Annotated in this window: 1 protein-coding gene; it reads left to right on the top strand. The window is 35.5% G+C overall.

Annotated elements, in window-relative coordinates; genetic code table 11:
* Positions 1-38: 38 nt before the first annotated feature.
* A partial coding sequence (locus AAEZ18_RS19190; protein WP_352256017.1) for a hypothetical protein occupies positions 39-256 on the top strand: 218 nt, incomplete at its 3' end.

Genomic DNA, 256 nt, shown 5'->3' with positions numbered 1-256 from the left:
AAATTACTGATAGCGAAACCAAAAGCGTAAATTCCGCTGTGTTTCGCACTACTAATACCGAAATTAATAGCGAATTCGCTGATGCCAAGCAAAAAGCTCTTTTTGACTTTTTATCAAGCTACGCAATTAAGTTTGGTGTTTCGCCTATAGAGCCTAAAAATAATATAAAAATATCAGGCTGTATAAAACGCTATATAGATAATCGCTGGTGGCTGAGAAAGTTTCGCAAACTTATTACTCAAGCAAACGAAAAAGC

The organism is Pseudoalteromonas sp. 19-MNA-CIBAN-0066 (assembly GCF_040308705.1).
GTDB lineage: Bacteria > Pseudomonadota > Gammaproteobacteria > Enterobacterales > Alteromonadaceae > Pseudoalteromonas > Pseudoalteromonas nigrifaciens.
Note: the sequence above shows the minus strand (reverse complement) of the source record. Positions and strands in the feature narration are given on the sequence as shown.